This window comes from Stutzerimonas kunmingensis, from assembly GCF_032106285.1.
Lineage (GTDB): Bacteria > Pseudomonadota > Gammaproteobacteria > Pseudomonadales > Pseudomonadaceae > Stutzerimonas > Stutzerimonas kunmingensis_B.
Map to the genome: position 1 here is coordinate 18,718 of NZ_DAMCPO010000032.1, position 24,542 is coordinate 43,259.

Below are 24,542 nucleotides of genomic sequence, written 5' to 3' on the forward strand. Positions count from 1 at the left end.
AGCCTCCCTCCCCGCACCGCTGCGCAAGGAACTTCCATGCACTGGATCACCCGTCCCGGATGGCCGGGCAACCTGCTGGCACTGGTCGCCGGCACACTGACCACGCTGTCGCTGGCGCCTTTCGACATCTGGCCGCTGGCGCTGCTCTCGGTGGCGCTGCTGTACCTTGGCCTGCGCGAAACCGCAGCGAAGCAGGCGGCGCAGCGCGGCTGGTGCTACGGCTTTGGCCTATTCGCCTCGGGGGTCAGCTGGGTCTACGTCAGCATCCATGACTTCGGCGCGGCCTCGCCGGCGCTGGCCGGATTGCTCACCCTCGGCTTCGTCGCCGGCCTGGCACTGTTCTTCGCCCTGCTCGGCTGGCTCTGGGTGCGCCTGCTGCGCAATCGCCATTCCGCACTTGGCGATGCGCTGGCCTTCGCCGCACTCTGGCTGGCGCTGGATGCGCTGCGTGGCTGGATTCTCACCGGCTTTCCCTGGCTGTACATCGGCTACAGCCAGCTGGATGGTCCGCTGGCCGGACTGGCTCCGGTCGGCGGGGTCTGGTTGCTGAGCTTTGCCGTCGCACTGAGCGCCACCCTGCTCGCGGCGATCCCGCGACTGCTTGCCGACAAAGCACGCCTGGCCGCCGCCGTCGTGCTGCTGCTTTCCCCCTGGCTGGCAGGCCTGACACTCAAGGACCATGCCTGGACGACCAGCAAGGGCGAACCGCTGACCGTTGCCGCGGTGCAGGGCAACGTCGCTCAAAGCATGAAGTGGGACCCGAAGAAGCTCGAGATGCAGCTGCTGCTGTATCGCGACATGACCTTCGGTAGTCGCCCGGCAGACCTGATCGTCTGGCCGGAAACCGCCGTGCCGATCCTCAAGGATCATGCCGAAGGCTATCTGCAGATGATGGCCGGCTTCGCCGAGCAGCGCGACGCGGCACTGATCACCGGCGTACCGGTACGCCAGCCCAACCCGGAGGGCGAGCTGCGCTACTACAACGGGCTGACCAGTGCCGGCGATGGCAGCGGCACCTATCTCAAGCAGAAACTGGTGCCGTTCGGCGAGTACGTACCGCTGCAGGATCTGCTGCGCGGCCTGATCGCCTTCTTCGACCTGCCGATGTCCGACTTCGCCCGCGGCGAATCCGGCCAACCACTGTTGCAGGCGAAGGGCCTGCAGATCGCGCCATACATCTGCTACGAGGTGGTCTACCCCGAGTTCGCCGCAGGGCTCGCGGCGCAGAGCGATCTGCTGCTGACGGTGAGCAACGATGCCTGGTTCGGCCGCTCCATCGGTCCGCTGCAACACCTGCAGATGGCGCAGATGCGCGCTCTGGAAGCCGGGCGCTGGATGATCCGCGCGACGAACAACGGCATCACCGTGCTGATCGACCCCTACGGGCAGATCACCGAGCAGATTCCACAGTTCGAACAGGCCGTGCTGTATGGCGACGTCACCCCGATGCAGGGGCTGACGCCGTATCTGCGCTGGCGCTCCTGGCCGCTGATCGCGGTATGCGCGCTGCTGCTCGGCTGGGCACTGATCAGGCGCAAGGCATAGCCTCATCTATGCGAAGCTGCTGGGACCTGAACAGGTCTTTTGACTGCGGCTGAGAGGGCTTCATCGCAAGCCAGACGGTTATGCCGAGCGCTACGCCGCTCTTGCCTGCGAAGGTCCAGCTCCGAGCTGACTTTGCTCGCGGCCAAGGCCGCTCCCACAACCGCCAACGTGGGGGCGACCTTGACCGCGAATGGCGAGTTGCGGGCTGAGGCTCACCCCACGACCGTACACTCAGGTTAATGCGTTTGACTCAGTCGTTCGCGGAGCGGTACACAAGCGGGTAAACCGCCATACCGACGACCTCGTTGAGCAACATGCCGTTCTGCCAGAAGGCCTTGGCCTCCGGCAACCAGCCATTCAATGGCCGACCATTGGGCACGCCCATGAAGCCCACCGGCGCAGCGATCACCTCGATCCCGTTCTGCTCGAAGCACCAGCGCGAGCGCGGCATGTGCGAGGCGGATGTCACCAGCACCACCCGCTCGATGCCCGCCGCACGCAGCATCTCGGCGCTGAAAACCGCGTTCTCCCAGGTCGTCCGGCTACGCTCCTCGAGCCAGCGCGTGGCGACGCCAAAGTCCCGCTGCAGCACCTCCGCGCCGAGCATCGCCTCGCTGGGTGGCTGGCCGTAGTGCAGCCCGCCACTGGTGAGAATCGGCAGGCCGCTGGTCTTGGCTAACCGCGCCGCATAACGCAAGCGCTCCAGCGCGATGTAGCCGGGCTGATCGCCGCCCCATGCCGGATCACTCTGCTCGCGCCCGGCCCCCAGCACCACGATGGCGCCGGCCTCTTCATCCAGCTGCATCCACTGCGCCTCGACCAGCGCCGGCTCGCGCTCGACCAGCCGCGCCGTCCATTCGACGACGACCGGCAGGCTCATCAACCAGAGCCCGACCAACCCCGTGACGAAGCACAGCGCCGCCAGCTTTGGCGCGCGCCGGCGCAGCCACCATCCGAGCAACAGCAGGAGCAGCAGCACGCCCGGCGGCAAAAGCAGCTGCTTGAAGAAATAGCGAATCGGCATCCGACCTCCACGGCAAAGGCAGACACTCTAGCCGCAGCCGGAGGATTTGTCGGCCACTGTTCAATGCCGCGGATAGGTGTGCAGGCGCTGCCGGGCGCGCAGCAGCTGTGACCCGCAGACGTGGCAGGCTGCGGGACCGGCGCCTTCCGGCCAACTCACTTCGGCGTTGCACAGCGCGCAACTCAGCGTCTGTTGCAACGCCAGCGGCGCGTGGCGGCCATGCGCGCCGTGCCGTTGTCGACTACCGCTGCGCACAGCCGGACGCAGCGCCTGGCGCGACAGGTGAGCCTGCTCCTCCGCCGCGGCATGCCAGCCCGAGAGCCATTGGGAATCACGCTGCAGATACGCACGGATCAGCTCGAATTCCGCCGGCGTCAAACCGCGTACTTCCAGCTCGCCAGCACCGTCCGCATCACCGGACGTAGCACGTTCGGCCTCCTGCAGGGCCGAGCTCAGTCGCTGCAACACCCTTGCATAAAGACTACTGTCCTCAGATCGTGGCTCTCGGTCCATCAACCTCACCTCACATTCGTCCCGCCCCTGGTTCAAGCGTAGCTCAGCCTGACGCGCTCAAGCCGCGCACGACGGACGGAGCTCTGGAGCAGCGGCAAATGGGGTTTCCCTAGGCCGCGGGGGGTCATGTATGCTACGGCGCTTCCATGCCTCCGCCCGCAGCCCGCCGGGTCGCGTTAGCGCCAGGTCCGCCGGACCTGCCAACGTGCCCGCGACAACGCATTCGCGGAGAGCCAGCCCCCATCCCAACGCCAGTAGCCATGCACGAACAGTATCAGCCCCGCGAAATCGAAGCCGCCGCGCAATCCCATTGGGACGCGCAGAAATCCTTTGAAGTGAGCGAACAGCCAGGCAAGGACACCTTCTATTGCCTGTCGATGTTCCCCTACCCCAGCGGCAAGCTGCACATGGGTCACGTGCGCAACTACACCATCGGCGACGTGATCGCGCGCTATCAGCGCATGCAGGGCAAGAATGTCCTGCAACCCATGGGCTGGGACGCGTTCGGCCTGCCGGCGGAAAACGCCGCGATGAAGAATCAGGTGGCACCGGCGAAGTGGACCTACGAAAACATCGCCTACATGAAGGCCCAGCTGAAAAGCCTCGGCCTGGCGGTCGACTGGACGCGTGAAGTCACCACCTGCAAGCCGGATTACTACCGCTGGGAGCAGTGGCTGTTTACCCGCCTGTACGAAAAGGGCGTGATCTACCGCAAGAACGGCACCGTCAACTGGGACCCGGTCGACCAGACCGTACTGGCCAACGAGCAGGTCATCGACGGCCGTGGCTGGCGTTCCGGCGCGTTGATCGAGAAGCGCGAAATCCCGATGTACTACTTCAAGATCACCGCCTACGCGGATGAGCTGCTAGAGAGTCTGGACGAACTGGATGGATGGCCGGAACAGGTCAAGACCATGCAGCGCAACTGGATCGGCAAGTCGCGCGGCATGGAGATCAGCTTCCCCTACGACGTGGCCAGCATCGGCAGCGAAGGCGTGATGAAGGTCTTCACCACCCGTCCCGATACGCTGATGGGTGCAACTTACGTCGCGGTGGCCGCCGAGCACCCGCTGGCCACGCTCGCCGCGCAGAACAATCCAGAGCTGCAGGCCTTCATCGATGAATGCAAGCGTGGCGGCGTCGCCGAAGCCGACATCGCCACCCAGGAGAAGAAGGGCCTCGCCACTTCACTGCGCGTGCAGCATCCGCTGACTGGCGAGTTGCTGCCGGTGTGGGTCGCCAACTACGTGCTGATGAACTACGGCGAAGGCGCGGTCATGGCCGTCCCGGCGCACGACGAGCGCGACTTCGAGTTCGCCAGCAAGTACGACCTGCCGATCAAGCCGGTGGTACGCACCAGCGCCGGCGACCAGACCCCGGCACCCTGGCAGGACGCCTACGGCGAACACGGCGAGCTGATCAATTCCGGCATCTTCGACGGCCTCGACTTCGACGGCGCGTTCGATGCCATCGAAGTGGCGCTGCAGAAGAAAGGCCTCGGCCAGGCACGCACCCAGTTCCGCCTGCGCGACTGGGGCATCAGCCGTCAGCGCTACTGGGGCTGCCCGATCCCGATCATCCACTGCGACAGCTGCGGCGACGTCGCGGTCCCCGAAGACCAGCTGCCGGTCGTGCTGCCGGAAGACGTGGTACCGGACGGCGCCGGCAGCCCGCTGGCGCGCATGCCGGAGTTCTACGAATGCAGCTGTCCGAAGTGCGGTGCGCCGGCCAAGCGTGAAACCGACACCATGGACACCTTCGTCGAGTCGTCCTGGTATTTCGCCCGCTACGCCAGCCCGAACTACGACAAGGGCATGGTCGATCCGGCCGCGGCCAACCACTGGCTGCCGGTGGATCAGTATATCGGCGGCATCGAGCACGCCATCCTGCACCTGCTCTACGCGCGCTTCTTCCACAAGCTGATGCGTGACGAAGGCCTGGTCAGCTCCAACGAGCCGTTCAAGAACCTGCTGACCCAGGGCATGGTGGTCGCCGACACCTACTACCGCACCCTGGAAAACGGCGGCAAGGACTGGTTCAACCCGGCCGACGTGATCGTCGAGCGTGATGCCAAGGCCAAGATCATCGGCGCGAAATTGGCCAGCGATGGTCTGCCGGTGGAAATCGGCGGCACCGAGAAGATGTCCAAGTCGAAGAACAACGGCGTCGACCCGCAGGCTATGATCGATGCATACGGCGCAGATACCTGCCGCCTGTTCATGATGTTCGCCTCGCCGCCGGATATGAGCCTGGAGTGGTCCGACTCCGGCGTCGAGGGCGCCAGCCGCTTCCTGCGCCGCGTCTGGCGTCTGGCTCATGCACACGTGAGCGCCGGCGTCGCTGGCTCACTGGATACCGCCAACCTGAGCGACGAGCAGAAGGCCGTACGCCGCGCGATCCATCTCGCCATCAAGCAGGCCAGCGTCGATGTCGGCCAGCATCACAAATTCAACACCGCCATCGCCCAGGTGATGACGCTGATGAACGTGCTGGAGAAAGCCGCGACCGCCAGCGAGCAGGATCGCGCGCTGTTGCAGGAGGGCCTGGAAACGGTCGCCCTGCTGCTCGCACCGATCACACCGCACATCTCTCACGAACTCTGGCAGCGACTCGGCAAACAGGGCGCGATCATTGACGCGCAATGGCCGAAGGTCGACGAGTCCGCCCTGGTGCAGGACAGCCTGACGCTGGTGGTACAGGTCAACGGCAAGCTGCGCGGGCAGATCGAAGTGCCAGCCGCGGCAAGCCGCGAGGAGGTCGAGGCCGCTGCCCGTGGCAATGAGAACGTGCTGCGCTTCACCGAGGGCCTGACGATCCGCAAGGTCATCGTGGTGCCGGGCAAGCTGGTCAACATCGTCGCTAACTGATTCGGCCCCGGCGCATGCGCCGGGCCTGCAAGGGGATAACAAGATGAACAAACGGAATCTGGTGGTGCTGGGCCTGACACTGCTGCTGAGCGCTTGTGGCTTCCAGCTGCGCGGCACCGGTGACGTGGAGTTCGGTCTCAAGGAGATCGACCTGCAGGCCCGCAACAGCTACGGCGAAACGGTTCAGCAACTCGAAGACCTGCTCAAGAGCAATGGCGTGCGGGTTTACCCGGGCGCCAAGTACAGCCTGAACCTTGCCCGCGAGCAGACCCGCCAGCGCACCGCCAGCTACACCAGCTCGGCACGCAGCGCCGAGTATGAGCTGACCAGCACCCTCGATTACGAATTCCGCGGCCCGCAGAACATGCTGCTGCTCGAGGACAGCATCGAAGTGCAGAAGGTCTACGTGCACGACAGCAACAACCTGATCGGCTCGTCCCAGGAAGGTGATCAGCTGCGCCAGGAAATGCGCCGCGAGCTGCTGCAGCAGCTGAGCCTGCGTATCCAGCGCATCACCCCGGCGCAGCTCGACCGCCTGCAACAGGAAGCCGAAGCCAAGGCCCGCGCCGAGACTGAAGCCATGGAAGCTGCCCGTCGTGCCCAGGACGCGCAGCCGCAACAGTCGCCCATCCAGCTGCCCATCCAGTAACAGGTCACGGGGGCCTCAAGGCCCCCGTCTTCGCACCATGAAGCTTTCTCCCGCTCAGCTCGGCAAACACCTGCAAGGCCCGCTGGCGCCCGTATACGTCGTCTGTGGCGACGAGCACCTGCTGTGCCAGGAAGCCTGCGATGCGATCCGCGCAGCGACCCGAGCGCAGGGCTTCAGTGAGCGTCAGGTCTTTCACGTGGAGACCGGCTTCGACTGGAGCCAGTTGATCGAAGCCGGTGCGAGTCTTTCGCTGTTCGCCGAGAAGCGCCTGCTCGAACTGCGCACCCCCAACGGCAAGCCCGGTGACAAGGGTGCCGCGGCGCTGCTGGAATATCTGGCCCGCCCCGCCGAGGACACCGTGCTGCTGGTCAGTCTGCCCAAGCTCGACGGCAGCACCCAGAAGACCAAGTGGGCCAAGGCGCTGATCGATGGCAAGGACGTGCAGTTCCTGCAGATCTGGCCAGTGGATGCCGCGCAGCTGCCGCAGTGGATACGTCAGCGGCTGGCCCAGGCGGGCCTGTCCGCGGACCAGGAAGCCGTCGAACTGATCAGCGCCCGGGTCGAAGGCAACCTGTTGGCCGCAGCGCAGGAAATCGAAAAGCTCAAGCTGCTGGCCGAAGCCGGACAGGTCACCGCGGAAACCGTCCAGGCCGCGGTGGCTGATAGCGCCCGTTACGATGTATTCGGCCTGATCGACGCAGCCCTGCACGGCCAGGCGGCCCATGCGCTGCACATGCTGGAGGGCCTGCGCGGTGAAGGCGTCGAGGCACCGGTGATCCTCTGGGCGCTGGCCCGCGAACTGCGCCTGCTGGCCAATATTGCGCAGCAATATGCCCAGGGCACTCCGCTTGAGCGTGCCTTCAGCCAGGCCCGCCCGCCGGTCTGGGATAAGCGTCGCCCGCTGGTTTCCAAAGCACTGCAAAGGCATAACGCGGCCGGCTGGAACCAGTTGCTGAGAGACGCGCAACACATCGACGAGCAGATCAAGGGCCAGGCCGCCGGGGATCCCTGGATCGGTCTGGCGGACATTTGCCTGCAACTGAGTGGCCGCCGGATCGGTACCTGACGAGCGAATCGCGGAGAGCGAATTCACGCCGCGGCGCACTGGACATTTTTTGTACAAGGCCTATGATTCCCTCGCCCGATAGCGGGCCATTTGAGGGAGTCGAAATGAGCACACGCAAGAAACGGCCGAACAAGGCCAAGCACCTGGTTGCGCAACCCCTGTTCCGCCTCCGCCAGGAAACGCCGAAAAAAGGCAAAGGCAGCTACCGCCGCGAAGCCTCCCAGTCCACCAACTGGGAGGCTTCGGTCCTTCTGGCAGCCTGAAAACCCAACACCGCCAAAGCGTGATAATGTCTGCGGCCGACGACACGTTTCGAGAGCGGTGCATGTATCACACCTTCGTTCCCGTTCTGCTGCTACGTACCCTGGTTGCCGCTTCGGCGATGAGCCTGGTCGTTGCCTGTGCAGCCGAACCCCTCGCGCAGTCCACTCTGGTCAGCAACGTCCCCGCCGCCAGCCAGCCTAGCGACGCCACCATCGCCGATGTCCGTTCGGAAGCCACTCACCTGAGCTTCAGCCAGTGGCGCGAGCAGTTCCGCGCTGAAGCCCTTGCGGCCGGTATCTCCGCCGCGACCTTCGACCAGGCCTTCGCCGGCGTCCAGCCCGATCCAGCGGTGATCGAGGCGGACCGTAGCCAGCCCGAGTTCACCCGGCCCGTCTGGCAGTACCTGGAAGGCGCCATTTCGCCACAGCGCGTGCGCAGCGGCCGCCGCTTGCTTAGCGAGCACGCCACCACACTGGATCAGATCGAGGCCCGCTACGGCGTCGATCGCGAAACCCTGGTTGCCGTCTGGGGACTGGAAAGCAGCTTCGGCCAGATCATGGGCGACAAATCGGTGATTCGTTCCCTTGCGACCCTCGCCCACGAGGGTCGCCGTCCGGCATTCGCCAAGAGTCAGCTGATTGCAGCGCTGGAAATCCTCCAGCACGGCGACGTCGCGCCACAGCGCATGCGCGGCTCCTGGGCTGGTGCCATGGGGCAGACGCAGTTCATTCCGACCACCTACAACACCCATGCCGTGGATTTCGATGGCGACGGCAAGCGCGATATCTGGAACAGCTCGGCCGACGCCCTTGCCTCCGCCGCGCATTACCTTCAGGCATCCGGCTGGAAACAGGGTAAGGCCTGGGGCTTCGAGGTAGAGCTACCCGAAGGGTTCGACTACGCCTTGGCCGACACCGAGATCCGCAAGCCGCTGGCCGAATGGCGCAGCCTCGGCCTGCGCAACCTGCCCGGCGACCAGGAAGAAGCCAGCGCCAGCCTGCTGCTGCCTGCCGGCCATCGTGGCCCGGCATTCCTCATCATGGACAATTTCCGCGCCATCCTGCGCTACAACAACTCCTCGGCATATGCCCTGGCGATCGGCCTGCTGGCAGAGAATTTTCAGGGCAAAGGCGAGGTCGCGGGCAGCTGGCCACGCGGCGAACAGCCACTCAGCCGCTCCGAGCGGCTTGAACTGCAAGAACGTCTAGTCGCTCAGGGCTTCGACCCGGGCACCCCGGACGGCATCATCGGCGCCAATACCCGCAAGGCTATCCGCGGCTTCCAGCAACGCCTGGGTTGGCCGGCCGATGGCCATCCCACTCAGGAGTTGCTCGGGCGACTGCGCGCCCACAACTGATCGAGTTGGGCTTGGCGCCATACACAAAAGCCCCGGCAGACTGCCGGGGCTTTTTTTATCCCTGCAACAGGGTCAGTGTTTGATGGCTACTTCGTAGAGGTAGTCCGGCAGCGGGTCGATGATTACCTGCTGGCCTTGATAGTGGGCCTTCACTGCCTCGCGCGCGACCACGCCATGTGGCACGCGCTGATCACCACCAAGGCGCTGGCGTGCGCGGTAGTCGATCACGCAGCCGTCGGTCTCGACCCAGAAGTGCGGTGAAACCACCTTACCGTCCAGTTCGACCTGCCCCAACATCGCTCGGTATGGAATGTGCTGCTTGGCCAGCCGCGTCACCACCAAGCGGCTCATCGCGTCGCACTCGACCTTCGCGGCATCCAGATCGTCAAGCAAGTCCTTCAATTGGGGTTCGTTCATCTGCAGTGGCCCTCGGTTGGCCTCATGGTGTAAACGAACGCCACTATAGACCAAAGTCTAATGCGGCGTAATGCCGCAATTTTCTTGCCAACCGCTTGGCAGTTCCCGCGCCATGCGCTTTCGCAAGGCGCATGGCGGACGGAAAAGAAAAAACCGCGCAGACAGCCTGGACTGTCTGCGCGGTCTTCAAGAGCCGCAATAACTTTACGGTTTCAGTCTTTTTTGGCTCCGTGCGCCTGCTGATCGGCATGGTACGACGAGCGCACCAGCGGACCTGAGGCGATGTTCTTGAAGCCCATCTTCATCCCCTCTTCGGCAAACCAGGCGAAGGTGTCGGGATGAACGAAGCGCTGCACCGGGAGGTGGTTACGCGAAGGCTGCAGGTACTGACCCAGGGTCAGCATGTCGATATCGTGCTCGCGCATGCGGTGCATGACCTCGATGACCTCCTCGTCGGTCTCGCCGAGGCCGAGCATCAGTCCCGACTTGGTCGGCACGCCCGGCACGCGCTGCTTGAACTTCTCCAGAAGATCCAGTGACCACTCGAAATCCGAGCCCGGCCGCGACGACTTGTATAGCCGCGGTACGGTCTCCAGATTGTGGTTGAACACATCCGGCGGCTCGCTGGCAGTGATATCCAAAGCGATATCCATGCGCCCACGGTAGTCGGGCACCAGGGTTTCCAGCTGGATCGACGGCGACAGCTTGCGAATCTCGCGCAGGCAATCGGCAAAGTGCTGGGCGCCACCGTCGCGCAGATCGTCGCGATCCACCGAGGTGATGACCACGTACTTCAGACGCATGTCGGCGATGGCCTGGGCCAGGTTCTTCGCCTCATCCGGGTCCAGCGCATTCGGCCGGCCGTGGCCGACGTCGCAGAACGGGCAGCGACGGGTGCAGATGTCGCCCATGATCATGAAGGTCGCGGTTCCGCTGGAGAAGCACTCGCCCAGGTTGGGGCAGGAGGCTTCCTCGCAGACGCTGTGCAGTTTGTGCTTGCGCAGGGTCTGCTTGATCTGGTCGACCTCCGGGGAAACCGGAATGCGCACGCGAATCCAGTTCGGCTTCTTCGGCAGCTCATCGGTGGGGATGATCTTCACCGGAATCCGCGCAACCTTCTCGGCACCACGCAGTTTGACGCCTGCCTCTACCTTGGCCGGGCGCTTGCCTGCCGTTTCTACACTACTCATATGCTTCGATTCCGCCCGCGAGGGTCTTCTGTTGCGCGTATCCGAGCTGCCGGACCAGATGACCACGCAGTCGATCGGCCACTTCAGAGATGTCGATCGGCCCGATCAGGTCACGCAGCTGGGTCATGGGCAGCCCTGCATAACCGCAGGGGTTGATGCGCCGGAAAGGTTCGAGATCCATGTCCACGTTCAGCGCCAGGCCGTGGAAGGAACGGCCATTGCGAATGCGCAGGCCCAGAGACGCGATCTTCGCACCGTTGACGTAAACGCCCGGCGCATCCGCTTTGGCAGCCGCCTCGATGCCATAGCCGGCGAGCAGATCGATCAGGCTCTGCTCGATACGACTCACCAGCTCGCGCACGCCGATACCGAGTCGGCGTACATCGAGCAACAGATAACCAACCAGTTGGCCGGGCCCGTGATAGGTCACCTGACCGCCTCGATCCACCTGCACTACCGGAATTTCGCCAGGGAACAGCAGGTGCTCAGCCTTGCCGGCCTGCCCCTGAGTGAATACGGGCGGGTGCTGCAGCAGCCAGATTTCGTCGCCACTGTCTGCATCGCGCGTGTTGGTGAAGTGCTGCATGGCCTGCCAGGCAGTCCGGTACTCGATCTGGCCGAGCTCACGCACGCCCACTTCGAGGGTCATCACAGCACCATGTGAACACGGCCAGTGGCGCGCAGGTCGACGTGAATGGCCTGCAGCTGCTCTACGCCGGTGGCGGTGATCAGCACCTGCAGCGAAAGGAATCGCCCGTTGCGGCTGTCGCGGGTGACGACGGTGGTTTCGTCGAAATCCGGCGCGTGGCGCTGGATGACTTCGATCACGACCTCACGGAAGCCTTCGCCAGCGTCGCCGATCACCTTGATCGGGTAGCGCTCGCAGGGGAAGTCAATCTTGGGTGCTGCGACATCTTGGTTATCGGTCATGGGCGTAACGGACTCGTGATCCGCACGTGCGCCGCGGCGGGATCAGCCGCGGTGCACTCGCGCGTGGTCAGTTGAACAGGCTGTAGAAGAAGAGGCGAATGCTATCCCAAAACCGGCGGAACAGCCCACCCTCTTCGATGGTTTCCAGCGCCACCAGATCGGTGCTGCGGACGACCTTGTCCTCCAGCTTGACCTCGACCTTGCCGATGACGTCACCCTGCTGGATCGGTGCGGTGAGTGTGCCGTTGAAGCTCATGACCGCTTGCAGCTTCTCTGCCTGGCCACGCGGCAGCGTCATGGTCAGGTCCTGTGCCAGGCCCGCCTTAAGCTTGTCCTGCTGGCCTTTCCAGACCTGCGCCTGAGCCAGCTCGGTGCCCTTCTGGTAGAAGGTGCGGGTCTCGAAGAAGCGGAAGCCATAGGTCAGCAGCTTCTGGGTCTCCGCCGCGCGGGCCTGCTCGCTGTCGGTACCGAACACCACCGAGATCAGGCGCATGTTGTCACGCACGGCAGAGGCCACCAGGCAGTAGCCGGCCTCTTCGGTATGACCGGTTTTCAGGCCGTCGACGGTCTTGTCGCGCCACAGCAACAGGTTGCGGTTGGGCTGCTTGATGTTGTTCCAGAAGAACTCTTTCTGCGCGTAGATGGCGTAGTGCGCCGGGTCTTCGTAGATGATCGCGCGAGCCAGCTTGGCCATGTCGTTGGCCGAGGAATAATGATCCGGGTCCGGCAGGCCGGTGGCATTCATGAAATGGCTGTTGGTCATGCCCAGGCGCTGAGCCGTGCTGTTCATCAGATCGGCAAAGGCCTCTTCGCTGCCGGCGATGTGCTCGGCCATGGCGACGCTGGCGTCGTTGCCCGACTGAATGATGATGCCATGCAGCAGATCGTCGACCGACACCTGCGTGTTGACCTGGATGAACATCCGCGAGCCGCCGGTACGCCAGGCCTTCTCGCTCACCGTGACCATGTCGCTGTCGCTGATCTGACCTTTCTGGATTTCCAGGGTGGCGATATAGGCGGTCATCAGCTTGGTCAGGCTCGCTGGCGGCAGGCGCTCGTCACCGTTGTGCTCGACCAGTACCTCGCCGCTGGCCGCGTCCATCAGCATGTATGACTTGGCCGCCAGCTGCGGGGCGGACGGTACGATCTGCGCTGCCCAGACGGTCGGGGTGACCGTCAGCACTGCCAGGACTATGAAGCGTTGCACGAGGCTGGTGATGTTCATCCGAATCTCAAATTAGTCAGGTAAAACGAAGGCAAGGTTTGCAGCGATCAGTCAGCGGCAACGCGCCGCGGCTGTCCGAGGTTGGCCAGGCGTACGCTCTCTTCGAGCTGCATGGCCTCATCCGGTGTGTCGATGGGTCCCAGGCGCACGCGGTGCAGGGTCTGCTGGTTGTGTACCACCGAGCTGATGAACACCGGGGCAGAGACCACGCCGCTCAGCTTGTCCTTGAGCAACTGCGCTGCATCCGGATTGGCGAAGGCGCCAACCTGGAGAAACAGGCCAGAGGCTGCGGGCGAAGCGTTTTTTTTTGCATCGACTTCCAGCGGCACCGTGGCCGCAGCGTGCTGCTGGGGCGGCGGCGTGTACTGTTCGATCGGCTGCGCGACATTGCTGGTGGGCTTGCTCGCAACCATCTCCGGCTGCGCCATCATCGTCGGCACCGGTCGGCCCTGGTCGGCCCACCATTGCTGAGGGTCGATGCCTTCGACCTTTACCCGCGCCGTTCCGCTCTCGGCATAGCCGAGCTTCTTCGCCGCGGCGAAAGACAGATCGATGATCCGATCGGAGTAGAACGGACCACGGTCATTGACGCGCAAGACCACGGTGCGCCCGTTATCCAGATTGGTGACCTTGACGTAAGTGGGCAAGGGCAGCGTCTTGTGCGCCGCGCTCATGCCATAAAGGTCGTACTTCTCGCCGTTGGCGGTGGGCTGGCCGTGAAACTTGGTGCCATACCAGGATGCCGTCCCGGTAGCCGAATAACGTCGACCATCGCTGATTGGAAAGTAGGTCTTGCCCAGCACCGTATAGGGATTGGCCTTGTAACGGCCGTAATGTGGCATCGGCGTGGCATCGGGGATCTGCGAAACGTCGACGTCCCACCAGGGCGCGCCGTCCTTGTGCGGACGGCTGTAGTCGCCGGGACCACTGATACCGGCACTCTTGCTTGGTGCACTGCTCGGTGTCGGCGTCGATGAGCAGCTCGCCAGCAGCGCCCCGGCGACACCCAGCGCGACCAGCCTTGTCCAGATCACGGTCATTGTTCGCCTCGCGCTTCGGCCAGCAGCTGGGACAGCTGATGCACGGCCATCGCATACATCACGCTACGGTTGTAGCGGGTAATGACATAGAAATTCGGCAGGCCCAGCCAGTACTCATCACCCTCTGCGCCATCCAGGCGAAAAGCGGTAATGGCCGTATCGTCGGCGACCGACTTGTCGAACTGCCAGCCCAGGCTACGCATTTCGCCGGCATTCTTCTGCGACTCCAGGCCGACGGTCAGCCCTTCTTCATAGCGCTCGCCGCCAACCTTGGCCCGCGCCACCACCGGCTCGCCCGCAGCCCAGCCATGTTGCTTGAAGTAACTGGCCGCACTGCCGATGGCATCGGTGGGGTTGTTCCAGATATCGATGTGCCCGTCGCCGTCGAAATCCACCGCGTAGGCGCGGAAGCTGCTCGGCATGAACTGCGGCAGTCCCATCGCACCCGCGTAGGAGCCCTTGAGCGTAAGCGGGTCGACCTGCTCCTCACGAGTCAGCAGCAGGAACTCCTTGAGCTGCTGACGGAAAAACGGCTGACGCGGAGGGTAATCGAAGCCCAGCGTCGACAGCGCATCGATCACCCGATGGCTACCGGTATTGCGGCCGTAGAAGGTTTCCACGCCGATGATCGCGACGATGATTTCCGCCGGCACGCCGTATTCGGTTTCCGCACGAGTCAGCGCGGCTTCATTCTCCCGCCAGAAGTCGACGCCCTGGGCGATACGCGAGTCGGTGAGGAAGATAGGTCGATATTCCTTCCACGGCTTGACCCGCTCCGCAGGACGCGAAATGGCATCGAGAATCGCCTGCTTGCGCTCGGCCTGCTTGAACAGGTCACGCAGCTGCTCGTCGGCAAATCCGTAGTCGCGGGTCATCTCCGCGATGAACTCGTCCACGTTGGCGCCGGTGTAATCGGCCGCCTGCAGCGGCAGGCTTCCCAGCACAGCGCCGGCCAAAGCCACGCCCCCTAGCATCCGCGCCATCCAGCCACGCCGTAATGAAGTCAACAAATTCACTCTCGTCAAACCTGCGCGATCCACTTGCGATGGGTGTGGATCGACATCAAAACCCCGAACCCTGACAGCAGGGTCACCAATGAAGTTCCGCCATAACTAATGAAGGGCAATGGCACCCCCACCACCGGCAACAGCCCACTGACCATACCGATATTGACGAAAACGTAAACAAAGAAGGTCATCGTCAGCGCACCGGCCAGCAGTTTTCCAAACAGCGTTTGCGCCTGCACGGTGATAACAAGGCCGCGGGTGATCAGCAGACCATACACCAGCAGCAGCAGGCAGACCCCGACCAGGCCGAACTCTTCAGCGAGCACGGCGATGATAAAGTCCGTGTGGCTTTCCGGCAAAAAATCCAGGTGCGACTGCGTGCCTGCCAGCCAGCCCTTGCCGAACACCCCACCCGAACCGATCGCCGCCTTCGACTGGATAATGTTCCAGCCAGTGCCAAGCGGATCGCTTTCCGGATCGAGAAACGTCAGTACTCGCTGCTTCTGGTAGTTGTGCAGTACGAAGTACCACATCGCCACAGCGATGGGCACGATCGCCGTGACCGCGCCAATGATCCAGCGCCAACGCAGACCGCCGATGAACAGGACGAATGCGCCGGAGGCGAGAATCAGCAGCGACGTGCCCAGATCCGGCTGTTTGAGGATAAGCACGAAGGGCACGAGGATCAGCGACAGACTGATCGCAGTGTGCTTGATGCTAGGCGGCAGGCTGCGCGAGGACAGATACCAGGCGATGGTCATCGGCATGATGATCTTCATGAACTCCGACGGCTGGAAGCGGATCACCCCCGGAATGTTGATCCAGCGGGTGGCGCCCATCGCTGTATGGCCGACGACCTCGACCGCCACCAGCAGCGCTACCACAGCGAGATAGCCCAGAGGTACCCAGCGCGCCATGAAGCGTGGCTCGAACTGTGCAATGACCAGCATTGCACCCAGACCGAGGCCGAAAGACGTCGCCTGCTTGATGACCAGATCCCAGTTCTTGCCGCTGGCCGAATAGAGAACGAACAGGCTGCCCGCCGCCAGCATCAGCAGCAGCACCAGCAGCAGCCCGTCGATATGCAGGCGCTGCAACAGGCTGGCGCGACGCCGCAGCACGTCCTCGCGCGACAGGGTTCGGTCGAAATTGCCGCTCATGGCTTCTTCCCTTCGGCGGTCAGCGGCGGGGCGAATTCGGGCTTGAGCACGCCCTCCTCGTTCAGCAGCCAGGCGTCCATGACCTGCTTGGCCACCGGCGCGGCGACGCCTGAACCGGATTCGCCGTTCTCGACCATCACCGCCACGGCGATCTGCGGATCATGCACCGGGGCGAAGGCGACGAACAGCGCATGGTCCCGATGGCGTTCGGCCAGCTTGGCACTGTCGTATTTCTCGCCCTGGCGGATCGCGACCACCTGGGCGGTACCGCTCTTGCCGGCAATACGATACGCCGCGCTGTCACCGACCTTCCTTGCCGTACCCCGCGCGCCATGCAGAACCTGCTCCATGCCGTGGGTCGCGTAGTCCCAGAAGCGCGGATCGCGAAGCTGGATGTCCGGAACCGGATCATGGTCCACCGGCGCTTCACTACCGACGCTGCGCGCCAGATGCGGCCGAATCCACTTGCCGCGGGTCGCCACTAGCGCCGTGGCCTGGGCCAGCTGCAGCGGCGTGGCCTGCATGTAACCCTGGCCGATGCCGAGAATCACTGTTTCACCGGGATACCAGGGCTGGCGATAGCGCGCCCGTTTCCAGTCGCGCGACGGCATCAGGCCCGCCGTCTCCTCGTGCATGTCCAGGGATACGCGCTGCCCCAGGCCGAAACGGGTCATGTATTCGTGCATGCGATCGACGCCCAGCTTGTGGGCCATGTCGTAGAAGTAAGTGTCGTTGGAGCGGGCGATGGCCAGGTCCAGGTCCACCCAGCCGTCGCCGTTGCGGTTCCAGTTGCGGTACTTGTGCTTCACGTTCGGCAGTTGGAAAAAGCCCGGATCGAACACGCGACTGCTCGGCGTGATCACGCCGGCATCGAGGCCGGCAACGGCCATCATTGGCTTGATGGTCGAGCCGGGCGGGTAAAGGCCGCGCAGCACACGGTTGAACAACGGACGATCAATAGAGTCGCGCAGTTCACCGTAATCCTTGAAGCTGATGCCGGTGACGAAGAGGTTGGGGTTGAAGCTCGGCTGACTGACCATCGCCACCACCTCGCCGGTGCTCGGCAGCAGCGCGACGATTGCACCGCGACGACCACCGAGCGCCGCTTCTGCGGCCTCCTGCAGGTCGAGATCGAGCGACAGCGTGATGTCCTTGCCCGGTATCGGATCGGTACGCTTGAGCACGCGCAAGACCCTGCCGCGGGCGTTGGTTTCGACCTCTTCGTAGCCGACCTGGCCGTGCAGCTCGTCCTCGTAGAATTTCTCGATACCGGTCTTGCCGACATGGTGCGTGCCGCTGTAATTGACCGGGTCGAGCTGCTTGAGCTCTTGTTCGTTGATTCGCCCGACATAGCCTACCGAGTGCGCGAAGTGCGGACCCTGCGGATAATGCCGGACCAGCTGCGCCGCCACCTCAACCCCAGGCAGGCGGAACTGATTCACGGCAATGCGCGCAATCTGCTCCTCGGACAGCTCATACATGATCGGTACCGGCTCGAATGGCCGGCGCCCCTGCAACACGCGCTTCTCGAACAGCCCACGCTCTTCCTCGCTGAGCTCCAGCACCTCGACCACGCCATCGAGCACAGTCTTCCAGTCGCCGGCGCGCTCGCGGGTGACGGTCAGGCTGAAGCTGGGGCGGTTGTCGGCGATAACCCGGCCCTTGCGGTCGAAGATCAATCCGCGATTGGGCGGAATCGGCTGAACGTGGACGCGGTTGTTCTCCGACAGCGTAGAATGGTGCTCGAACTGCACCACCTGCAGGTAGTACATCCGCGACACCAGCACACCGATCAACAGCAACACGAACACAAGGCCAACGATGACGCGCCGGCGCACCAGCACGGCGTCCTTCTCGTGATCCTTGAGTTGAATCGGTTGCGGCATCTTGAAGGGGTTCGCGGACTACTTGTGATAGGGATGACCGGACAGCAGCGTCCAGGCGCGGTAGATCTGTTCGCCGATCAGGATTCGCACCAGCGGATGAGGCAGGGTCAGCGGCGACAGCGACCAGCGCTGCTCGCTGCGCGCACAAACCTCGGGTGCCAGCCCTTCCGGACCGCCGACCATGAGGTTGACGTTGCGTGCATCGAGCCGCCAGCGCTCGATTTCCGCCGCCAGCTGCTCGGTGCTCCACGGCTTGCCATGTACTTCGAGCGTGACAATGCGCTCGCCTGGCTGAACCTTGCCCAGCATGGCCTCGCCTTCCTGGCGAATCAACCGCGCCACGTCGGCGTTCTTGCCACGGGTATTGAGCGCGATCTCATGCAGCTCCAGCGGTAGTTCGGACGGCAGGCGCTTGGCATATTCCTGCCAACCATCCTCGACCCAGCGTGGCATCTTCGAGCCGACCGCAATCAGCTTGATACGCACGGCTTATTCCGGGTCGTGAGCGTGCTGCGCGCGGCTCTGCTCGGCGCCCTGCCAGAGACGTTCGAGATCGTAGAACTGGCGGGTCGGCACCTGCATCACATGGACGACGACATCGCCCAGATCGAGCAACGCCCACTCACCGCCTTCGAGACCCTCGCTGCCAAGCGGGCGAACGCCCTGCTCCTTGACCTGCTCCAGCACGTTTTCGACGAGCGACTTGACGTGCCGGCTGGAACTGCCGCTGGCGATGATCATGTAATCGGTGACACTGGTCTTGCCGCGCACATCGATAGTGGTGATGTCCTGGCCTTTCAGATCTTCCAGGGCGGCAACCGCCAGCTGGACCAACTCTTCAGTTTGCATAACGTGAAAACAACCTCAGTTCGACGCCCGGTACAGTCCGTGCGCGTTGATATAAGCCAGTACGGCATCGGGAACCAGGAATCGGACCGACTTGCCGCTGGCCAGCAATTGGCGAATCTGTGTGGCAGACACTTCCAACGGTGTCTGCCAGACGAAGGCAATCTGCCCGCTGCCCCCGCAAAGCACCTGGGGATCGGGCACGCTGCGTGCGGCGAGCAGATCGCGCAGCACCTGCGGCGCCTCGCTGCCGGCATCCGGGCGTTGCAGGACGAGGATATGGCAATAGTCGAGCAGCTCTTCCCAGCGATGCCAGGTTGGCAGGCCGCAGAAGGCATCCCAGCCCACCACCAGCAACAACTGATCCTCCTCGCCCAGCTCGGCGCGCAGGGAAATCAGCGTGTCAATGGTGTAGGACGGCTTCTCCCGCTCCAGCTCACGAGCGTCCACACAAAGTGGCGGCAGGTCTTGCACCGCCAGGCGAACCATTGCCAGGCGATCCTGCGCCGAGCAATTGGGGGTGTCACGGTGCGGCGGACGCGCGTTGGGTATCAGCCGCAGCTCGTCGAGATCGAACATCTCGGCCACTTCCAGCGCCCCGCGCAAGTGACCGATGTGTACCGGATCGAAGGTACCGCCGAGTATACCGATGCGCCGGGCGCCGCTGCCTTGGCTCATCAGGTACGGACGTGGCCGTCGCCAAACACCACGTACTTCTCGCTGGTCAGCCCTTCCAGACCGACCGGACCACGGGCATGAAGCTTGTCAGTGGAGATGCCGATCTCCGCACCCAGGCCATACTCGAAGCCATCGGCGAAACGCGTCGAGGCGTTGACCATCACCGAAGCGGAGTCCACCTCGGTGAGGAAGCGCCGGGCATCGGTGAAATTCTCGGTGACGATCGCGTCGGTGTGTTGCGAGCCGTAGCGATTGATGTGCTCGATGGCGGCATCCAGCGAATCGACGATGCGGATCGACAGGATCGGTGCGTTGTATTCGGTGGACCAGTCTTCTTCGCTGGCCTCCAGCACATCGCCGCCAAGCAGCGCCTGGGTTCGCGCACAGCCACGCAACTCAACGCCCTTCTCGCGATAGATGGCCGCCAGTGGCGGCAGCACCCGGTCGGCGATACCCTGGTGAACCAGCAGCGTCTCCATGGTATTGCACGGCGCGAAGCGCTGGGTCTTGGCGTTGTCGGCGACGCGAACGGCCTTGTCCACGTCCGCCGCCACGTCGATGTAGACATGGCAGATGCCGTCCAGGTGCTTGATCACCGGTACCCGGGCGTCGCGACTGATGCGTTCGATCAGACCCTTGCCGCCGCGCGGCACGATCACATCGACGTATTCCGGCATGCTGATCAGCGCGCCGACCGCAGCCCGGTCAGTGGTCTCCACGACCTGCACCGCCGCTGCCGGCAGCCCGGCTTCGGCCAGGCCAAGCTGGATGCAGCGGGCAATGGCCTGATTGGAATGGATCGCCTCGGAACCACCGCGCAGGATGGTCGCGTTGCCCGACTTCAGGCACAGGCTGGCGGCGTCGATGGTCACGTTCGGCCGCGACTCGTAGATGATCCCGACCACGCCCAGCGGCACGCGCATCTTGCCGACCTGAATGCCCGAAGGCATGTAGCGCATATCGCGAATCTCGCCGATCGGGTCCGGCAGCGTGGCGACCTGGCGCAGCCCTTCGATCATGCCGTCGATTACCTTGGGCGTCAGCGCAAGACGATCGAGCATCGCCGCGTCCAGACCGTTGGCGCGGCCACCGGCAAGGTCCCGCTCATTGGCACTGACCAACTCGTCGCGGGCTGCGTCGAGCGCGGCGGCGGCGGCCTGCAGGGCACGGTTCTTCTGCGCCGTGCTGGCGCGCGCAAGCACCCGCGAGGCCTCGCGCGCGGCGCGGCCCAGGCGGTTCATGTAATCGAGTACGGACTCGGTCATGGATCTAGCTGGCCTGACTGAAGGGAAAGCGGCTGATTATAGCCACCCCGACCGCCCGCGCACAGCGGCGCCGGGCGAAAGGCGCTCGAATGCATGCGCGGACAGCGCTACAAACCAGCCAGCACGGCGCAGTATCCTCGCGCCGAGGAAACCCACCACCCTTTCGTCAGGTCGAAAGGCGATCTCGATTCAAGGAAATCCGCATGGGCCAGTGGCTCGAAACCCTAACCCAATGGCTCGCCGGGCATCCGCAATGGCTGGGTCTGGCGCTGCTGATCGTCGCCTGCATGGAGTGTCTGGCCGTAGTCGGACTGATCATCCCGGGCACGGTGCTGGTATTCGCGATTGCTGTACTCGCTGGCAGCGGAGTGCTGAGCCTGGGGGAAACCCTTTTGCTGGGCTTCATCGGCGGACTGATCGGCGACCTGCTTTCCTACGCCCTCGGTCGACGCTATCACCAGGGCATTCGCAGCTTGCGAGGCCTGCGCGACCATCCCGAGTGGCTGATGCAGGCCGAGCACTACTTTCAGCGCTACGGCGTAGCCAGCCTGCTGGTAGGCCGCTTCATCGGCCCGCTGCGCCCCATGCTGCCGATGACCGCCGGCATGCTCGACATGCCGCTCGGACGCTTCCTGCTGGTCAGCCTGTGTGCTGCCGCCGGCTGGTCGATGGCTTATCTGCTGCCCGGTTGGAGCGCCGGAGCCGCCATCCGCCTGCCGCTGGAGGAGGGTTTCTGGAGCGAAGCCGGGATAGTGGTCGGCGCGCTGCTGACGCTGATCGCGGCAACTGCATTCGGCAGCCTGCGCGGCTTGCGTTGGGTCAGCGCACTGTCGGCCGGCCTCGGCGTTGCCATCCTGCTCGGTCTGTTTTTCGGCTGGCCGCACCTGAAGGAACTCGACGAAGGCCTGCTGGCAGTGATCCAGGGCGCACGCAGCACCACCTTCGACCGCATCATGGTGATCGTCACCCGCGCCGGCGACTTTCACACCCAACTGTGGGCCGCGGTATTGCTATCCCTGCTGCTTTTGGTCGCACGCCAATGGCGCGCCGCCCTGTTCGCCATTCTTACGCTGCTGGGCACGGCCCTGGCCAACGGCGCCCTGAAGGCCACCTTCGCTCGCGTTCGCCCGGAAGTACTGATGGAGCCGCTGAGCAGCTACAGCTTTCCCAGCGGGCACAGCTCAGCGGCGTTTGCCTTCTTCCTCACCCTCGGCGTGCTCGCCGGTCGCGGCCAGCCACCGCGCCTGCGCCTTGCCTGGCTGGTCCTCGCCAGCTTACCGGCGACGGCGATCGCACTCTCACGGGTCTATCTCGGCGTGCACTGGACCACCGACGTGACGGCCGGCGCCCTGCTGGCCGCCTGCATTTGCGCCGCCAGCCTGACCCTGGTGCAATGGCGCAGCCCGCTGCACGCAATGGCACCGAGAGTCTGGTGGCTGATCCTGCCGGCCTGTCTGGGCCTGCTCGGCGCATTCAGCGTCTGGGCCCTGCCGACAGCGATGCAGATGTATCGGTATCAGTGATTGCTCCCTCAAGCGTGTGATCCGAATTTTTTTCTGGTGCGAACCAGGAATGTGCGAGGCGTCGTTGCGTGTATCGCGCTACCAGCGGAAAGTCCGCACCGTGGCAGAGCAGCCTTCTGCCGTTGAGTTTCGGATAACTCAATAACTGTCCAGGGACCAGGATATTTCGATGCGCGAGTCACGCCTTCTAACTTTCAGCACCCACGATGCCTTAGAGCTTTCCTACCGCCATTGGCCCGCGCTTTCGTCCACAGGGCCTACAAGGCGGGCCGTCGTCATGTTCCATCGCGGACATGAGCATTCCGGCCGGCTGGCCCACCTCGTTGATGAGCTCGACCTTCCTGACTGCGATTTCTTTGCCTGGGATGCGCGCGGGCTCGGTCTGTCGCCTGGCACCCGTGGAGACAGCCCGAGATTCGCGACGAGCGTACGAGACGTGCAGACGTTCATTGATCACATCGGCTCTATGCACTGCATCAAAGAGGAAGACCTGGCAATTGTTGCGCAAAGTGTAGGGGCGGTAGTTATTGCGACATGGGCCCACGACTATGCGCCCAAAGTTCGGGCGCTGGTGCTGGCGTCACCGGCGTTCAAGGTAAAGCTGTATGTACCATTCGCACGGACAGGCCTAAGGCTAATACGAGCGTTTCGCGGCAACTTCTTCGTCGACAGCTACGTCAAGGCCCGCTTCCTGACGCACGATCCCGCGCGGATTCAGAGCTATCAGCAGGATCCGCTCATCACCAAGGCCATTTCCGTCAATATGCTCCTTGGGCTGCATGAAGCGGCGCGGCGCGTGGTTGCAGATGCGCAGGCGATCCAGATCCCAACTCAGCTCTTTATCTCAGGCGCAGACTTCGTCGTAGAACGCAAACCGCAAGTAACTTTTTTCGAAAGACTTGGCAGCTTACGAAAAGAAAAACACGTTCTGCCGGGTTTCTTTCACGACACGCTCGGCGAGCGAGATCGTAATCGGCCAGTAAGCCAGGTCCGCCGCTTTATTCGTCATAATTTCGATATGCCAATGGCGCCCCCGTCGCTCCTCGATTCGGACCGAATAGGCCCGATGTGTGCGGAAGCAGAAGCACTGACTGCCCCTGTAGCTCCGAACTCCATGGAAGGATGTTATTGGCGCGCCATGCGTGCGGGAATGCGCCTTGGCGCCCGGCTTTCTCATGGGCTGAAGCTCGGTTTCGAGGCGGGTTTCGATTCCGGCAGCACGCTCGATTATGTCTACAGAAACGAACCAGCAGGGCTGACTGTGCTGGGGCGCAAGATTGACCAGCTTTATTTGAACTCCATAGGCTGGCGTGCAATACGCCCGAGAAAAAGGCATGTAGAAGAGCTGTTACGTGGGGCGATGAGCCGCCTGCGAAGCGCCGATCAGCCGGTACATATCGTGGACATTGCCTCCGGCCATGGCCGCTACATTCTCGAGGCAATACAGGACCTCGAAGAACGCCCTGCCTCGATTCTCCTGCGCGATTACAGCGATATCAATGTACGCGACGGCAGTGCCCTGATCCGGGCAAAGGGTTTCGAAGACGTCGCTCGATTCATCAAGGCAGACGCATTCGATCAGGCGGATCTGGCCGCACTCTCGCCGCGCCCCACGCTTGTAGTGGTATCGGGTCTCTACGAGCTGTTCGGCGACAACCAGATGATCGGCCGCTCTCTTGCCGGCGTCGCCGAAGCGCTGCAACCGGGCGGCTACATCGTTTACACCGGACAACCATGGCACCCACAGCTGAAGCTCATAGCCCGAGTGCAGACCAGTCACCGAGATGGGCAGGCATGGGTGATGCGGCGGCGTACCCAAGCGGAGACTGACCAACTGGTAGCAGCGGCAGGCCTGGTAAAAATCACGCAGCGTATCGACGACTGGGGGATCTTTACGGTGTCGTTGGCACAAAAACCCTACTGACGACCTTCTCTAGCGACACCAAGGTTGGCCGGTGCGGCGCTAGGTCACGCTGGCGAACACACGGGGGCGACACGCCTACGCCCCGTCCTGCAATTGCTCGAGCAGGCTTTGAATCTGCTCGAGCTGCGACTCTGGCTCGTCCAGCCCCAGCAATTCGACCTTCTGC

Annotated in this window: 23 protein-coding genes; 8 read left to right on the forward strand and 15 right to left on the reverse strand. The window is 63.5% G+C overall.

What is annotated here, in order from left to right:
* Positions 1 to 36 precede the first annotated feature (36 nt).
* Positions 37 to 1,545 (forward strand): apolipoprotein N-acyltransferase, encoded by a 1,509-nt coding sequence (gene lnt / locus RT582_RS19525; protein ID WP_179485604.1) that lies wholly within the window; start codon positions 37 to 39, stop codon positions 1,543 to 1,545.
* A 250-nt stretch (positions 1,546 to 1,795) separates the two neighbouring features.
* Here the strand turns inward: lnt and RT582_RS19530 are convergent, their stop codons facing one another.
* Both RT582_RS19530 and RT582_RS19535 read right to left on the reverse strand, forming a co-directional pair.
* A complete protein-coding gene (locus RT582_RS19530; RefSeq protein ID WP_041015902.1) occupies positions 1,796 to 2,569 on the reverse strand; it encodes a YdcF family protein in 774 nt (257 codons plus the stop codon).
* A 60-nt stretch (positions 2,570 to 2,629) separates the two neighbouring features.
* Positions 2,630 to 3,037 carry a hypothetical protein gene (locus RT582_RS19535; RefSeq protein ID WP_003301719.1) on the reverse strand — a complete coding sequence of 136 codons (408 nt, stop codon included), beginning with the start codon at positions 3,035 to 3,037 and terminating at the stop codon, positions 2,630 to 2,632.
* Between the two features lie 305 nt (positions 3,038 to 3,342).
* Here RT582_RS19535 and leuS point away from each other — a divergent pair, with 305 nt between their 5' ends.
* The 5 genes from leuS to RT582_RS19560 all read left to right on the forward strand — a co-directional run bounded on the left by leuS (position 3,343) and on the right by RT582_RS19560 (position 9,285).
* A complete protein-coding gene (gene leuS, locus RT582_RS19540) occupies positions 3,343 to 5,949 on the forward strand; it encodes a leucine--tRNA ligase (protein WP_313479426.1) in 2,607 nt (868 codons plus the stop codon).
* A gap of 43 nt (positions 5,950 to 5,992) precedes the next feature.
* On the forward strand, positions 5,993 to 6,598 hold the full coding sequence (locus RT582_RS19545) for an LPS-assembly lipoprotein LptE (protein ID WP_313479429.1): 606 nt from the start codon (positions 5,993 to 5,995) through the stop codon (positions 6,596 to 6,598).
* Positions 6,599 to 6,635: 37 nt separating this feature from the next.
* The gene (holA, locus tag RT582_RS19550; protein WP_313479432.1) at positions 6,636 to 7,664 is read left to right on the forward strand and encodes a DNA polymerase III subunit delta; all 1,029 of its coding nucleotides are present in this window, start codon (positions 6,636 to 6,638) and stop codon (positions 7,662 to 7,664) included.
* 104 nt (positions 7,665 to 7,768) lie between these two features.
* Positions 7,769 to 7,927: an alternative ribosome rescue factor ArfA gene (arfA, locus tag RT582_RS19555; RefSeq protein WP_003285150.1), complete on the forward strand. Its 159-nt coding sequence runs from the start codon at positions 7,769 to 7,771 to the stop codon at positions 7,925 to 7,927.
* A 62-nt stretch (positions 7,928 to 7,989) separates the two neighbouring features.
* The gene (locus tag RT582_RS19560) at positions 7,990 to 9,285 is read left to right on the forward strand and encodes a lytic murein transglycosylase (RefSeq protein WP_125896947.1); all 1,296 of its coding nucleotides are present in this window, start codon (positions 7,990 to 7,992) and stop codon (positions 9,283 to 9,285) included.
* 72 nt (positions 9,286 to 9,357) lie between these two features.
* Here the strand turns inward: RT582_RS19560 and RT582_RS19565 are convergent, their stop codons facing one another.
* The 13 genes from RT582_RS19565 to RT582_RS19625 all read right to left on the reverse strand — a co-directional run bounded on the left by RT582_RS19565 (position 9,358) and on the right by RT582_RS19625 (position 20,929).
* A complete protein-coding gene (locus RT582_RS19565) occupies positions 9,358 to 9,702 on the reverse strand; it encodes a hypothetical protein (RefSeq protein ID WP_003301712.1) in 345 nt (114 codons plus the stop codon).
* 212 nt (positions 9,703 to 9,914) lie between these two features.
* Positions 9,915 to 10,892 (reverse strand): lipoyl synthase, encoded by a 978-nt coding sequence (gene lipA / locus RT582_RS19570; protein ID WP_313479437.1) that lies wholly within the window; start codon positions 10,890 to 10,892, stop codon positions 9,915 to 9,917.
* Positions 10,885 to 11,541, reverse strand: a complete 657-nt coding sequence (lipB, locus tag RT582_RS19575; protein ID WP_104098959.1) for a lipoyl(octanoyl) transferase LipB — start codon at positions 11,539 to 11,541, stop codon at positions 10,885 to 10,887. The genes lipA and lipB overlap by 8 nt, the downstream gene beginning before the upstream one ends.
* Positions 11,541 to 11,822, reverse strand: a complete 282-nt coding sequence (locus RT582_RS19580) for a DUF493 domain-containing protein (RefSeq protein WP_041015896.1) — start codon at positions 11,820 to 11,822, stop codon at positions 11,541 to 11,543. Before RT582_RS19580 ends, lipB begins: the two co-directional genes overlap by 1 nt.
* A gap of 67 nt (positions 11,823 to 11,889) precedes the next feature.
* Positions 11,890 to 13,047 (reverse strand): D-alanyl-D-alanine carboxypeptidase family protein, encoded by a 1,158-nt coding sequence (locus RT582_RS19585; protein WP_014818959.1) that lies wholly within the window; start codon positions 13,045 to 13,047, stop codon positions 11,890 to 11,892.
* A 47-nt stretch (positions 13,048 to 13,094) separates the two neighbouring features.
* Entirely contained in the window at positions 13,095 to 14,087 is a 993-nt protein-coding gene (locus RT582_RS19590) for a septal ring lytic transglycosylase RlpA family protein (RefSeq protein WP_313479441.1), read from the reverse strand.
* Positions 14,084 to 15,061 (reverse strand): lytic murein transglycosylase B, encoded by a 978-nt coding sequence (gene mltB, locus RT582_RS19595; RefSeq protein WP_041015894.1) that lies wholly within the window; start codon positions 15,059 to 15,061, stop codon positions 14,084 to 14,086. The genes RT582_RS19590 and mltB overlap by 4 nt, the downstream gene beginning before the upstream one ends.
* Positions 15,062 to 15,108: 47 nt before the next feature.
* The gene (gene rodA / locus RT582_RS19600) at positions 15,109 to 16,254 is read right to left on the reverse strand and encodes a rod shape-determining protein RodA (protein ID WP_014818956.1); all 1,146 of its coding nucleotides are present in this window, start codon (positions 16,252 to 16,254) and stop codon (positions 15,109 to 15,111) included.
* Positions 16,251 to 18,140: a penicillin-binding protein 2 gene (gene mrdA, locus RT582_RS19605; protein ID WP_023444919.1), complete on the reverse strand. Its 1,890-nt coding sequence runs from the start codon at positions 18,138 to 18,140 to the stop codon at positions 16,251 to 16,253. The genes rodA and mrdA overlap by 4 nt, the downstream gene beginning before the upstream one ends.
* Positions 18,141 to 18,158: 18 nt before the next feature.
* Entirely contained in the window at positions 18,159 to 18,626 is a 468-nt protein-coding gene (rlmH, locus tag RT582_RS19610) for a 23S rRNA (pseudouridine(1915)-N(3))-methyltransferase RlmH (protein ID WP_014818954.1), read from the reverse strand.
* 3 nt (positions 18,627 to 18,629) lie between these two features.
* Positions 18,630 to 18,989, reverse strand: a complete 360-nt coding sequence (rsfS, locus tag RT582_RS19615; RefSeq protein ID WP_014818953.1) for a ribosome silencing factor — start codon at positions 18,987 to 18,989, stop codon at positions 18,630 to 18,632.
* Between the two features lie 15 nt (positions 18,990 to 19,004).
* Complete coding sequence (gene nadD, locus RT582_RS19620; protein ID WP_014818952.1) at positions 19,005 to 19,664, reverse strand: nicotinate-nucleotide adenylyltransferase; 660 nt, start codon at positions 19,662 to 19,664, stop codon at positions 19,005 to 19,007.
* The gene (locus RT582_RS19625) at positions 19,664 to 20,929 is read right to left on the reverse strand and encodes a glutamate-5-semialdehyde dehydrogenase (RefSeq protein ID WP_234174576.1); all 1,266 of its coding nucleotides are present in this window, start codon (positions 20,927 to 20,929) and stop codon (positions 19,664 to 19,666) included. Before RT582_RS19625 ends, nadD begins: the two co-directional genes overlap by 1 nt.
* 203 nt (positions 20,930 to 21,132) lie before the next feature.
* On the opposite strand from RT582_RS19625, the gene RT582_RS19630 reads away from it, so the two are divergent.
* Together RT582_RS19630 and RT582_RS19635 are read left to right on the forward strand one after the other, a co-directional pair.
* A complete protein-coding gene (locus tag RT582_RS19630) occupies positions 21,133 to 22,452 on the forward strand; it encodes a bifunctional DedA family/phosphatase PAP2 family protein (RefSeq protein ID WP_104098953.1) in 1,320 nt (439 codons plus the stop codon).
* 169 nt (positions 22,453 to 22,621) lie between these two features.
* Entirely contained in the window at positions 22,622 to 24,376 is a 1,755-nt protein-coding gene (locus RT582_RS19635; protein WP_313479447.1) for a bifunctional alpha/beta hydrolase/class I SAM-dependent methyltransferase, read from the forward strand.
* The last annotated feature ends 166 nt before the right edge of the window (positions 24,377 to 24,542 follow it).